9 protein-coding genes and 2 tRNA genes are annotated in these 13,133 nt (G+C 64.2%); 4 read left to right on the forward strand and 7 right to left on the reverse strand.

What is annotated here, in order from left to right:
- Window positions 1–12: 12 nt before the first annotated feature.
- Window positions 13–1,881: a sulfatase-like hydrolase/transferase gene (locus KF708_11755; GenBank protein MBX3413356.1), complete on the reverse strand. Its 1,869-nt coding sequence runs from the start codon at window positions 1,879–1,881 to the stop codon at window positions 13–15.
- 237 nt (window positions 1,882–2,118) lie between these two features.
- Between KF708_11755 and KF708_11760 the strand changes: the two genes are divergently transcribed.
- The 4 genes from KF708_11760 to KF708_11775 all read left to right on the forward strand — a co-directional run bounded on the left by KF708_11760 (window position 2,119) and on the right by KF708_11775 (window position 6,924).
- A tRNA-Lys gene (locus tag KF708_11760) sits at window positions 2,119–2,191 on the forward strand.
- A gap of 324 nt (window positions 2,192–2,515) precedes the next feature.
- Window positions 2,516–3,700, forward strand: coding sequence for a glycosyltransferase (locus KF708_11765; GenBank protein MBX3413357.1), 1,185 nt, complete (start codon window positions 2,516–2,518; stop codon window positions 3,698–3,700).
- Between the two features lie 91 nt (window positions 3,701–3,791).
- Window positions 3,792–5,738, forward strand: coding sequence for an asparagine synthase (glutamine-hydrolyzing) (asnB, locus tag KF708_11770; protein ID MBX3413358.1), 1,947 nt, complete (start codon window positions 3,792–3,794; stop codon window positions 5,736–5,738).
- A 64-nt stretch (window positions 5,739–5,802) separates the two neighbouring features.
- Complete coding sequence (locus KF708_11775; GenBank protein ID MBX3413359.1) at window positions 5,803–6,924, forward strand: glycosyltransferase family 4 protein; 1,122 nt, start codon at window positions 5,803–5,805, stop codon at window positions 6,922–6,924.
- 15 nt (window positions 6,925–6,939) lie between these two features.
- On the opposite strand, the gene KF708_11780 is transcribed toward KF708_11775, so the two are convergent.
- From KF708_11780 to KF708_11805, 6 genes are all read right to left on the reverse strand, one after another.
- The gene (locus tag KF708_11780; protein ID MBX3413360.1) at window positions 6,940–7,659 is read right to left on the reverse strand and encodes a class I SAM-dependent methyltransferase; all 720 of its coding nucleotides are present in this window, start codon (window positions 7,657–7,659) and stop codon (window positions 6,940–6,942) included.
- 151 nt (window positions 7,660–7,810) lie between these two features.
- Complete coding sequence (locus KF708_11785; protein MBX3413361.1) at window positions 7,811–8,920, reverse strand: hypothetical protein; 1,110 nt, start codon at window positions 8,918–8,920, stop codon at window positions 7,811–7,813.
- A 352-nt stretch (window positions 8,921–9,272) separates the two neighbouring features.
- The gene (locus tag KF708_11790; protein ID MBX3413362.1) at window positions 9,273–9,956 is read right to left on the reverse strand and encodes a TIGR03000 domain-containing protein; all 684 of its coding nucleotides are present in this window, start codon (window positions 9,954–9,956) and stop codon (window positions 9,273–9,275) included.
- 339 nt (window positions 9,957–10,295) lie between these two features.
- A complete protein-coding gene (locus KF708_11795; GenBank protein MBX3413363.1) occupies window positions 10,296–11,504 on the reverse strand; it encodes a SpoIID/LytB domain-containing protein in 1,209 nt (402 codons plus the stop codon).
- Window positions 11,505–11,558: 54 nt separating this feature from the next.
- Window positions 11,559–12,887, reverse strand: coding sequence for a tetratricopeptide repeat protein (locus KF708_11800; protein ID MBX3413364.1), 1,329 nt, complete (start codon window positions 12,885–12,887; stop codon window positions 11,559–11,561).
- A 148-nt stretch (window positions 12,888–13,035) separates the two neighbouring features.
- Window positions 13,036–13,109 (reverse strand) — tRNA-Thr (locus KF708_11805).
- Window positions 13,110–13,133: the final 24 nt, after the last annotated feature.

The raw sequence follows: 13,133 nt of genomic DNA on the forward strand, positions 1-13,133 counted from the left end.
CGTTTTCCACTCCTACGGTACGAGGCGCAAGACGATGCGCCGCAAGTCCATCACCGCCACGCCAGGCTTCGACCGCGGCCGTACGGCCAGCGTCTGCTTGCCGGCAGCCAGCTCCACCGTGCCGATCTCGCGCTGGATCATGTGTTGAAAATGGCCCGTTTCCTGCACGGTGAAGGGGAGCGTCTTGCCCCCTACTTCGACGTTCACCACCGCTCCACCGCTGCCGGCGCCGCAACCTTGCTGCACCTCGACTTCATAGACGCCTGCCGCGGGAACATCGAATTCCCAGTCGGCCCAATCGTCGACATTCGTCCAATAGCCCAACACGTTCTTGTTCGGCTGCGGTTCGTAGCGCATCGTCTTGGCATGCACGCGAGCATCGGCGGCCCGCAGCCGGATATCTCCCTGCGATGGCGTGACACTGGCCTTGCGACCTTTGACGGCGGCGTTCATGGCGGCGCGCCATTCCTTCCACGCCGGTTCGGTTTCGGCGGCCGTTGCCTCGGCAACCAGCTTCGAGGGATCTTGCTCGATATAGAGCCGTCGATGCAGGGCCGCATCGAAGTCCGGATTGGGCATCGGCATCTGCGCGCCGACACTGGCCCGCCAAGCACGCAGCTTGCCCAGCAACGCTTCGGCACGCGCGGGCTCCGCCGAGGCGAGATTCTTCGCCTCTCCCACGTCCCCCGCCAGATCGTACAACTCGACGCTGCCATCCTCGAACTGCTCGACGAGCTTCCAATCGCCCTGGCGAATCGCGCCCGCGGGCCGGCCCCCTTGATTCGTGTAGTTTGGAAAATGCCAGTACAGCGTGCGTTCAGGCATCGTCTCGCCCCGCAGCAGGGGCAGGATGCTCACCCCATCGAGTGGTCCGACTTCCGCCGCCACGTCCCCTCCCGCCGCTTCGAGCAGCGTCGGCACGAGGTCGCTCAACACGACGGGGGTCTCGCAGACGCTCTCCGGTTTGACGACCCCCGGCCAGCGCACCAGCAAGGGCTCGCGCAGCCCTCCTTCGTACAAGTATCCCTTGCCCGCCCGATACGGACGGCTGTACGTGGCCGGCGTGCCGGGAAACTCGAGCACGTGGAGCCCACCGTTGTCGCTCGTGAAAATGAAGATGGTCTGCTCGGTCAGGCCGAGCTCGTCGACCTTCTTCATGAGTCGCCCAACGGTGGCGTCGAGCGTTTCGACCATCGCCGCGTAGACGGGATGGAACGCATCCCGATTCTTTTCGATCAGTTCCGGCGCCGCCGCCAGCGGAATGTGCGGACAATGATGCGGCACGTAGCAGAAGAAGGGCTCGTCGCGGTGGTCCGCGATGAACTGTTCGGCCGCCGCGGTGATGGCGTATTCCGATTTGCCCCCCGTGGCGAGCGTCGCCTCCGAGGCGGCCTTTGGTTCAACCGCCACGTCGAAACCCTGCTCGAGCGGCCCGAAGCCGGGCCCGCCAAGGTGCCACTTGCCGAAGAGCCCCGTCGCATACCCACGCCGCTGGAGCAATTCGGCCAGGGTTACTTCCTCGAGGGGCAACTGTCCCTCGATGCGCGGCTGCAGCAGCCGTTGCGAGAGGGCATCGGCCCGCCCCGGCAGAAAATTCGTCAAATGCAGCCGCGCCGGGCACTTGCCGCTCATCAGCGCCGCGCGTGACGGCGAGCAAATCGACTGCGCCGTGTAGGCGCACGTGAAGCGCATTCCCTCGTTCGCCAACTGGTCGAGATGGGGAGTGCGATGGTCGTTACGCCCGTAACAGCCCAGATCGGTACCGCCGAGATCGTCGGCAAGCACCAGGACAATGTTGGGATGGGAAACCGGGGCGGCCGCCATCGGTGCCACCGCCCCTCCCGTCGCGACGAGCAGCACAATCGCCTGAATCACTTTCATAGTGGTACGAGGATGCCACGAAGGCCGACGGGGGACAATAGGCCTCGCCAACGAAGGGCCGAGCTCGCCGCTACCGACGGGGCGAACCTTGCCGCTCGAAACTGGTTCTTGTCCTGAAACGGGCTCTTGTCTAAGGCGGCGCGAAAATGCGCCCGGGGCTTTCGCCTGCCGCCCGTCCCTCTAGAATGAGGCTCGCATGCGGTCGCCCCAGGCTTTCGCATTCCCCATCCGCCACCAGAGGCTGTAGCTCAGTCGGTAGAGCAACGGACTTTTAATCCGTAGGTCCTGGGTTCAAGTCCCAGCAGCCTCATTTTTTTCTCGTACCAATTCGCTGCGGTGCCCCTCTGCCGGCGTAACCAACGCTCTGGCAAGGAGTTATCCGACCACAACCCTGCCGCGGCGCTTTGACGGCTCGCCGGTTGCCTACCTATACTGGCAATGGTCGGAATCCGAGCAGCCGCAAGGGGGGATGCACGGGCGAAACACGCGAGACCGGCCTTTTCTCCTCTCCGGTCTCTTTTCGCACGCATGAGCCAGTTCGCTCACCCCTTCAAGCCACTTCGCACCCGAGCGGCCCGTTGGCGCCGCGCGTCCCGATCCCGTTGGTGTTCGCCTCCTTGAAGTTCGGCAGCGCATGAAGATTCTCTACGTTTGCCTGAGCTACGTGCCTGCCTGCGGTGCGCCGGCCGAGCTGCGCTATCTGGCGTCGATCCTGGCACAAAAGGGGCACGAGGTCTCGGTCTACACCACCACCTTCTTCAGCTACGACCAGAACCTCTTCCCGCAGACCGAGGTGCAAAATCTCGACGGAGTGAAAGTACACTATTTTCGTCGCGGCTGGTCGTCGCGGACCTTCGTACTCTCGCCCGAGTTGAACGAAACGCTACGGCGCGAGATCGGCAACTTCGACGTCGTCCACCTCTACGGCTTCCGTTCGCTGCAAACGACGGCCGCCGCGCGCATCGCCCGTAAGGCCGGTGTCCCCTATGTCATCACTGGCCGAGGTTCGCTGACGTACGAGCAGGGCAACCGCCGTTACAAGCGTCTCTACGACGCCGTCTTGGGACGCTCGATTCTGCACCACGCCACGAAGTGCCTGCCGTTCAACGAATTCGAGAAGAAACAATTCGTGGCGCTGGGCGTTGCTGACGAGCGCATCGAGACGATCCCGCTCGGCATCGACCCCACATCCTTCGCCGACCTGCCCGAGCGCGGCGCCTTTCGCGCCCAGCATGGACTGGGCGATCGCCCCATGGCCCTGTTTCTCGGCCGCTTCCACCCCATCAAGGGACTCGACCTGCTCGTACCGGCGGTGGCACGCGCCGTGCGAGAGCTGCCCGAGTTGTGCGTCTGCCTGGCAGGCAGCGACGACGGCGTCCAACGCGAGATCGAAGCACAGGTCGCGCGGCATGGTCTTGCCGACAACATTCGTTTTGTCGGACACCTGCGCGACCGCGATAAGCTACAAGCCCTGGTCGATTCCGACCTGCTCGTGCTGCCGAGCCGCTACGACCTTTTCCCGAACGTCCTGTGCGAGGCCTGGGCCTGCCGGCGGCCGGTGGTCGTGTGCGAAGGGTGCGGCATTGCCGACCTGGTGCGCGACCGGCAACTAGGTCTCGTGGCCCGATTCGACGAGGCCGATCTCGCCGAGAAGCTGCTCGCGGCGGCCCGGGACCCCGACTGGCGCCAGACCACGGGGGAGCTTGCTTACCAGTTCGTCACGACACAGCTCGACTCGCGCGAGATCGCCGAGCGCCACGAGCGACTGTATGCCTCGATCGTCGAGCGTCGCATGCCGGCTCACGCGATAGCTCCCTAGGATAGAATGAAGAAAGCGCCAGAGATGGTGCGGGCAACCGGAACGGCCGGCCCCGCGGATGGCGTCAGTTTTTTTCGAGCGGATCTGATTTATGTGTGGAATTGCCGGCGCGGTGAATTGGGGCGATCTCCAAACCCTCGCCCTGATGACCGACATTCAATCCCACCGCGGTCCCGACGACCGCGGCTTGTGGGAAACGCGCACGCGCGACGGCAATTGGGTGGGGCTCGGGTCGCGGCGACTGTCGATTCTCGACTTGTCCCCCGCCGGCCACATGCCCATGAGCACGCCGGACGGCTCGATCACGATCGTCTACAACGGCGAGGTCTACAACTATCCACAGTTGCGCTCCGAGCTCGAAGCGGCGGGCTACGTCTTCCGTTCGAACAGCGATACCGAGGCGGTGCTTTATCTTTATCAGCACGAGGGCCCCGAATCGGTCCGCAAGCTGAACGGCATGTTCGCCCTGGCCATCTGGGACGACCGCTCGCAGCAGTTGTTTCTCGCCCGCGATCATTTCGGCATCAAACCGCTCTACTACTGCCAGCAGAATGAACGCCTGGCGTTCGCCTCCGAGGCCAAGGCAATCCTGCAACTGCCCGGCGCGCCGCGGCGGATGAATCTTGCGGCCCTGCACCAGTACCTGTCGTTTCTGTGGGTACCCGATCCGCTGACGATGTTCGACGGCGTGGTCAAGCTACCGGCCGGCCATTACGCGATCTACAAGGACGGCCGACTCCAGCTCACCCAATACTGGGACATGGAGTTCCCGCCCGACGGCGAACGGTACGCCGGCACCGAAGACGATCTTGCCATGGAGCTGCGCGAGCGTTTCACCCAGGCCGTGCATAGCCAGATGCGCAGCGACGTCCCCCTGGGCGCCTTTCTGAGCGCCGGCATGGACTCGAGCAGCATCGTCGCCGTGATGCAGTCGAAGAGCAATCAACCGGTCCGCACTTTCACGACGTCGTTTCCCGAGCGTTTCCGCGTCGGCAGCAACTTCGACGACGACTCGGTCGCGCGGCGTACGGCCGAGCGTTTCGGCTGCCAGCACACGCAGATCGAGATCCAACCCGACGTGGCCAGCCTGCTGCCGAAGCTGATCTGGCACATGGACGAGCCTGTCGCCGACCCGGCGATCCTCGTCTGTTACCTGGTGAATCGCGAAGCGCGACGCGACGTCACCGTGCTTTTGTCGGGCGTGGGGGGAGACGAGGTATTCGCCGGTTATCGCAAGTACGTGGCCCATTACATGGCGCGGCGTTATCGCTCGCTGCCGGCCTCGGTGCGCCAGTACGTCGTCGAGCCGGCCATTGATGCCCTGCCCAGCTTCCGTGGAACGCAGTTGCGCCGCTACGTGCGTCTGGCGAAAAAGATGGCCCGCAGCGGTTCTTTGCCACCGAAGGATCGCTTCATCATGGACGGCGTGTACATGACCGAAGATCTCAAAGAGGAGCTGTATAACGACCGCATGCGGGCCCTGTTGGGGGACTTCGATCCACGGCGCCGCCACCTGGGGCACTTTGCCAAGGTGGGACATGCCGACTTCCTGAACCAGATGCTGTACCTCGATCTCAAGGTCTTCATGGTGACCTTGAATCTGACCTACAACGACAAGATGAGCATGGCCAACTCGGTCGAGGTGCGCGTGCCATTCCTCGATCGCGAGCTGACCGAATGGGTCGCCTGGAACGTGCCGCCGGCGGCCAAGCTGCACGGCCGGACCACCAAATACCTGTTGCGCAAGGCCATGGGGGACGTGCTGCCCCAGGAGATTTTCCGCCAGCGCAAGGTAGGCTTTGGCGCGCCGGTCGATCATTGGCTGCCCAACGAATTGCGCGAGATGGTCGGCGATCTGCTGAGCGAAGAAGTCGTGCGGAGCCGAGGATTATTCCAGCCGGCCGCCGTGCGGCGCCTCGTCCAAGAACATCAGGCCGGTCGCCAGGATTGGGCCTTCCAGATCTGGCAGCTCCTGACGCTCGAGCTATGGATGCGCAATTTCATGGATGCACCGGCCCCCCTGGCGGCCGCAGGATAACGCCACTTCGACGCATCGCCTTTGATCCCCCTTACCAGACCGTCACGACTCGCCACGATTACCGATGACTACGCATCTCTGCATCAACGCCATGCCGATCAAGCCGGGAGGAGGCCTCACGGTGTTGCTCGGGCTGATCGAGGCCTGGCGCACGATCGGCAGCAAGCTGCATATCACCGTCGTGGCGAGCGAGAAAGATACGCTCAACGCCGTGGCCGACACGAAGTGCGCCGATCGCGTCGAGGCCATCAACGTGGCCGGCGCACGCAAGCAGTTCCTCTGGGAAAATTCGCTCTTCGGCGCGCAACTGGCCGCCTTCAAGCCAGACGTGTTGATGACGAACAACTACTACGTCCACAACGTGTCGTTCCCGCAGATCGTGCATCACCAGGATCTCTGGCGCTTCGTCACGCCGGGCCAGGTCGGCGTCACGCGTTCCGTGCCGGGCGAAATGGTGCGGAAATGGGCCGCCAACAAGGCCCTCCGCTCGGCCGCGGCCAACGTCTTCGTCTCCGAGTACATCCGCCGCGAGGCCGAGCGGGTATTTCCCGATTCCGCCCCGCGCAACCACGTGATCTACAACGGGCTCTCCGAGCAGGCCTTGCGCCGCGCCGAAGAGATCGACCAGCGTTACACCGGCGAGCCGCGTTTGATGGCCATCCAAAGCGCCAACCGTCACAAAGACACCCCCACCTTGCTCCGCACGCTGGCGTTTCTCGTCTACAAAGCGCCCGAAGTGAATTGGCGACTCGACGTCGCCGGCGGACACGGGCGCGGCAGTTGGGAACCCTTCCAACAATTGGCGGTCGAACTGGGCATCGACGATCGCGTCACTTGGCGCGGTTACTGCTCGCAGGACCAACTCGACGAGTTGCTGCGGCGGTCGTTGTGTCTCGTCTTCACGAGCATTCTCGAAAGCTTCGGCCTGCCCCCGCTCGAGGCGATGGCCCGCCGTTGCCCCACGATTGCCGCCAAAACCACCGCCATTCCCGAGATCGTCGGCGAGGCGGGCATCCTGGTCGAGCCGCGCAATCCCGATCAGTTTGCCGATGCCGTGCTCGAGCTCTATCACAGCCCCCGCCTGCGCGACGAATACGTGCAACGGGGGCGCGAGCGCATCCGGCGGTTCAACTGGAATGAGAGCGCCGCGAAGTTCGCCGAGATCTTCGAGCGGTATGCGGCGTAAGTCCCCCACCTGCCCCTACCGGGGCTTCTCGAGCAGGGCCATTTCCCACAGGTTCAGCACGCGGCAGCGTTCCAACGCACCGACCAGTGCCGGCGAGACGCGTGAGACGAGACGCGCCAGCGGCGGCACCACCGTCACGCGGCGCCGATCGGCGACCTTCCAACCAGGAAAGTAATTGCACAGCGCGCGGTAGCCGATCCCCCGGGCATGCCGGTTCGTCGGGTTCCAGACGAAGTCGTACCACAATATGTACCCACCCGGTCGCACGACGCGCATCATCTCGGCCACGATCGCCCGACGCAGGGCTTCGTCGAGAATCGATGTCAGCAGCATCCCCTGATGAACCAGGTCGAACGACGCATCGGCAAACTCGAGCCGGTCGGCCGAGCCGCAGACGAGCGTCAGGTAGGGATACTCTTGCCGTCCACCCTCGACACGATCGGGCATCAATTCGACGCCGCAGAGCAGGGGACCCGTGTGCCCCCAACGCTCATGACAGGCCGCCAGAAACTCGTTGCGGCCAGATCCCACATCCAAGACGCGGCGTTCGCCGAGGGGGCGCAAGCCATTCCGCTCGAGCATCGCGCCGTACGACGTCAGCGTCCGCTCGAGCAGTTGGGAGTCGAGGGCGGTGCGTCCCGCGTCGCGGTTGTTCCAGCGTGCGGTGCGCGACTCGTACTCTTGGCGAACTTGGGCGAGCGCGGCATCGCGCTGCGAGGGATCCGTGGCAGACAAGACGTGCTATTCCCCGTGCGAAGATACCGCCCGGCCCCCTGGCCGCGGCGGCTCAAGTTCTACCAGGATAGCAGCTTTTCACCTGTGGCGGACGGGATCGCTGGCGAAAGCCTCCGCACAGCTAGTTTATTTCGCGCCCCTCGACCGCGCACTACCAGCACAGATTCAGGCTGATCGTCGGCACGAGCGTGCCCAGGCTGTTGTCGGTCGGGCTGAACGCCCCCGTGTCGATCCACTCGTTCGAATATTCCAGGTCGCCGGCGAGGCTGACGGTGCTGAAGTAGCATGGTCCCCAGCAGACGTCCTCCCAGGTGATCGCAAAGCCCAGGCTGGTGTAGAGCCCGAAGAAAGTGTCGCCCAGCTCGAACACATTCGACGGACGCAGGCTGATGCTGGCGCCGGGTACCAGGGCCTCGGCCGCCACGATATCGGCCAGCAGTTCCGGCGTATAGGTATCGAGATACTTCATGCGGGCATGCCCCAGTCGCAGGCCACCACGACCATTGAACTGCAGCTTGCGCCACCCCTGATTCGCGGCGAACTGCGGGGTGAACTGCAGTCCGGTCCCCACTTGGATCGAGCCACGACGCATCGACGCCAGGTAGGTGTTGTAGAAATTCGGCTCCAGCTCGATGATCGGCGGCTGCGGAATGAGATTGACCGACGGAGGAGTAATGACCAGCGCCCCCGGCCGGATGACGCCGCTACCGGTGCCGTCGTTGCCCATGTACGTGCCGCCGATTTCACCAAACCAGACGAGCGGCGCATCGGGATCAGAAATCGGCGCGCGCCCACCCGTTTGAATGGTGAAGCCCGTGCGAATGTGATCTTCGAGAAAGCCGCCGCCGACGGGCGTCACTGTACCAGCCTTCAGGTACCAGGTGACGAACGGCCACAGTTCGGCCATCGCGCGGGATTTTTCGAGATCGGGGTTCCAGAAATCGGGTCCGCCCGGATCGATCACGTTCGACCGGCCGATCAGCATGGCCTCTTCGCGCGTGATCGGTTCCGAACTGAGCACGGTCTCCGTGCCCGTCGGAGAAGAAAGCCCCACCTGCGAGGTGGCCAGCCCCGCGTTCATACCGCTGCCGAGCGCCGAGGAAATCGGGAACGACGAGGGGGGAACCGGCGGCGCGGGAGCGACGATCGGCTGTTGAGCCATCGCCGAACCCATCATCGACAGCAGCGCAACCCCCACCGTCCGCAACGACCACCAGGCACGTCGCCCGGTACATCGCAAGTGCCCTTGAGGCTCGATCATCGCCCATCCTCGATTCGTGAACACGCGGAAGACTCGCCGGTGAAAGGCTCCGGCCCACACGCGCCGCAAGCGGCCTCGCAGCGTGGCGTGTTCCACTTAATCGGGTTGTAGCGGCTGTAGCAGTTAATCGGGTCGCGCCGCGTGGCAAAGTCACTCTCGATCGGCAAACTCGCGCGCGGCTTACCCAGCTTGAACCTGTCACAAAGACTTGCGAATGCTCGTACAACGACTCCGGACCAGGCGCAAAATAAAACCCCCGCGCGAAGTCTCGGGCTTCGCGCGGGGGCTACGGATCGAAGGGTCTGCCGACGCAGGTCCTGCGTCGAACGCCCCAGATCGAATCTGCTACTACTTAGTTGCTGCGTTGGCGAGTGGCGACTCGCTCCGATTCTCCACCGATGAGTCCGAACTGGAGATCGGCCGACTTACCGGCCCCGATGCGAGCCACCTTCGTCTCGGAAAGGACCTTGCCGTTACGAACCACTTCGGCACGCACCCGGTACACGTAGGCCTCGCCCGGTTCGAGCCCGATCGAGTTGAAGTAACGCAAAGCCCCTTCGTTCGTCGTCAATTCGTCGTTGATATAGACGCGGGCATCTTGCGGCACGTGGACTTTCAACACCAGGGCATCGGGCGCCACACGAGCCTGAGACATCGGCGTTTCGATCTGATCGATCACATTCGGCAGCTCTTCGACGGGCTCATCGAGCACTTCGCGCAGCACGCCATCGCCGAGGTTCGCTTCTCGGATCTGCGAGAAGCTGTATTGCTTGTACGGCGGTCCGGTCCGCAGGAACCATTCGCCGTGCAGATTGGGGCTATATCCCCAACTGCCGGTGTACTGATGCCACCAGCCATCGAAACGCCAACGCGGGGCTCCATCGAGCGTGCCCCACGGCCGATAGAGCCGCGGACTCACCCAGATCGAGGAATCCTCGCGATACTGGACCCACTGGGCGTGGGCCGTCTCGATCCAGAGCCCACAGGCCGAAAAGGCCAGGGCCAGGACGAGATGCTTGGGAGTGATTCGCCACATGGGATCTCTGCTCCTAACAGTACGGTAGCTACCTGATTCTCCACCCTGAAAACTCTCGAAGAACATATAAGCCTACAACGCGGAATGCGCGCGTAATGTGGAATTTTTGGCTCATGTTTTCCGGGATGCCGTCCGACGCAAGCCTGTTTCGCCGCTCGAACCGGCCCACTTGCTTGCCCAATCCAGACGACCGCGTTCTGCGGAAATGGCGCCGGCGCGCCCCCGAGGTGTTCCGCACGGCCTCGTCCAAAGCCTGAACGAGGCCCACCGTCGTCGCGCGCGAGGATCACCCACGCCAATGCGTTCATTCCCCGAGGAACCGGAACACAATGCCGACGGCTACTCGACGACGCTCAAGGCCGCGCCCGGGTAATAGTGCGCCAGAATCTCCTGGCAAGAGCGGCCGAGTTGGGCCTGCGTCCGGGCCCCCCACTGGCACATGCCCACGCGATGCCCAAAGCCGCGGCCCCGTGCGCGCCACGTGTCCCCTTCGTCGATTAGTTCGAACACGGCGCTCGGCAGCCGCTCCACACCGACGAGTTGCTGACGGAATTCGTGTGCCGTGAGTGCTGTTTCTCCCTCGCGTCCGCGCAGATGCATGGTGGCCACGCCACCGGCCGGGGCAGAATCGATCTCGATAGATACGAGCGGCCCCAACCTGCGTCCCCGCGCCGCGCACCACTGCTGGGCCCGCTCGGAGACCCACGCCCGCGGCAACTCGACTTCCCAGCGATAGCGCGGCGCCTGTTGGCAAAACTCGCAGGGCACGCTGACCAGCGGAGGCGCGGCGGCCGCAAAGACCGCGCGGCCATCGGCGGTGGAGCCACCGCACGTGGCGCAGTAATGCGTCGAAAAAATACGCCCCTGATAGGTCAAGGCGATGCCGCGTGTGCGTTCGGCAATCTCTTGTGCCGAGAGAGTCGCGGCCGTCGACAACGTGGCGTCCCCGGCTGGCAGCCCCCGATAAACTTGCGCGCCGGTGCCATCCTCGACGTCGAACTCGTTCACGACGCCCGACGTCTTCATCTGGCACAGAACGAAGCTGCGCGCCGCCACGGCCTGCGCGGCACGGGCCTCGAGCGGAAACGAAGCCGGCATTTCGGCTTCGACCACGCCTGCCACGTACTGCTCCAACTCGACGACGTTCACCACGAGCAAGCGCTGCTCGCCGTCGCGCACGAGACGCAAGTGGCCCGGATACCGCCGGCCCTCCACCCACAGCGAGCCCGGCGCCAATACGTGCAGATCCACCTGTTGTGCGGCAAAGGGGCGCTCGCCCAGGTGCAGACGATCATCAGCGACGCGCGCGAACGTTTCTTCGAGCCGCGGCCCCTGCGCCAAGACGCGCCAGTCGCCACGGGCCATCACTCGGTAGGGTCCCTCGATGCGCAGCGAGACCTGCTCGCTGGCCTGTCCCAGACGGACGCGCACCGGGGGCAACGTCGAGGCCACGAAATCGGCTTCGCGATCGCGCAACCGGGTCATCGCCGCGGGCGGAGCGCTCAGACGCCACGTCGCGACCGCCAAGAGAACGGCCGCGGTCAACATGCCTATCGCCGGTCGGCTCACTCCGTTGAGTTCCCGTGCCCAAAGGCCCTCGGATCAGTCGCCGCGGAGACGCAACCCGTGCTGCGTGAGCTTCTCGCGGACCTCGTTCAGGCTGGTCACGCCGAAGTTTTTGCACTCGAGCAGTTCGTCTCCCGTGTGACGCACCAATTCGGAGATCGTGCCGATGCCCAAGCGGATCATGCACTTGCGAGCACGAACCGAAAGGTTCAGATCGGCGATGGGCTTCGACAGCAGGGCCTGCTCGTCGGCGCTCATCGAATCGGCTTCGAACGACCAGTCCGGACGCTGGCGCTCGCCGGCAAACTGGCCGAGTTGCAACCCCTTCGAGGCGAGCATTTCCTTGATTTCAACGAGCGACGTCTCGCCGAAGTTCTTGCTCGACAGCAACTCCTGCTCGGTACAGTTCGTCAAATCGCCCAACGTGCCGATGCCCATCTTCTGCAGGCAATTGCGGCTGCGGACCGAGAGTTCGAAGTCGGTCACTGGGATGCCGAGCACCTGGCTCAAGCGGTCGCGCTTGCGCTGGGCGTCTTCGTCGTAGTACATATCGCCCGAGGCCTCGGCGTCCTTGAAGAACAGCCGGGCACGCGGGTGATCGGGATAGCTGTCGAGCACGCGTTGGTAGCAGCGGCGCGCCTGATCGAACTGATTGCGGTCTTCGTAGAGGATGCCCAGGTTGAGCACCGCACCCACGAACGTGGGAAACTGCGCCGTCGAACGCTCGTACAGCCGCAGCGCCTCGTCGTCGTTGCCGCGACGATCGTTCTCGATCGCCAGGCCGAACAAGGCCCCGGGATGCGTCGGCTCGGAGTCGACCGCACGCTCGTACAGGGCGACGACCTCGCTGGGATTGCCCCCTAACACGGCCACCGTCGTCCCGCGCTGATACAGGTATTCGGCGGTTTGCTCGACGGGCCCCGACAGGCTATCGAGCAATTCGAGCGCCCCCGTGGCGTTCCCGGCGCCGCGCGTCGCTTCGACCATGCCGAGCGTGCAGCGATCCTTATCGAATCCGGCCGACGCGGCGGCCTTGTAGTTCTCGAGCGCCACGTCGTACTGTTCTTGCGCCGCGGCCGCCTTGGCCAGGTAGAACTTGGCCAGCGCGCCGCCGTCCGATTGCTGCAGCACCTGCGCCGCGTGACGGTAGCGCCCCATCAACACCAGGCAGACGCCCAATCGCGTCTTGTCGGCCGGCGACAGGCTCTCGCTCACCTCGAGTTCTTGGACGGCCTCGCGCAGCGTGCGGTAGTTGCCAAAGTCCTCGCCGATGGCGCGCTTGATGGCATCGACTTCGCGATTGCCGAACTCGCCGGGCGTCAGAACCAGTTGCTTGAGGTCGATCTCCAACCCCGCTTGGGACATGTCGTGTGCTCCTCGCTCGTCAGAAACGAACCGCGCCAGACGAAGGCGTCGGCACCGTTGGCTGGTGGGATGGTGTAGCGGCGTGCGCCGTGCGGATTCCCGCCTGGGCCGCCTGCCGCCACGGGGTCGTCGGACGCAATTTCAAGAAAGCCAGCGGGGGGAGTCGAACCCCCAACCCCCGCATTACGAATGCGGTGCTCTGCCGATTGAAGCTACGCTGGCGACCTGTGGGCGTAAAGCCTTACA

The sequence above is a fragment of the Pirellulales bacterium genome, assembly GCA_019636335.1.
Lineage (GTDB): Bacteria > Planctomycetota > Planctomycetia > Pirellulales > JAEUIK01 > JAHBXR01.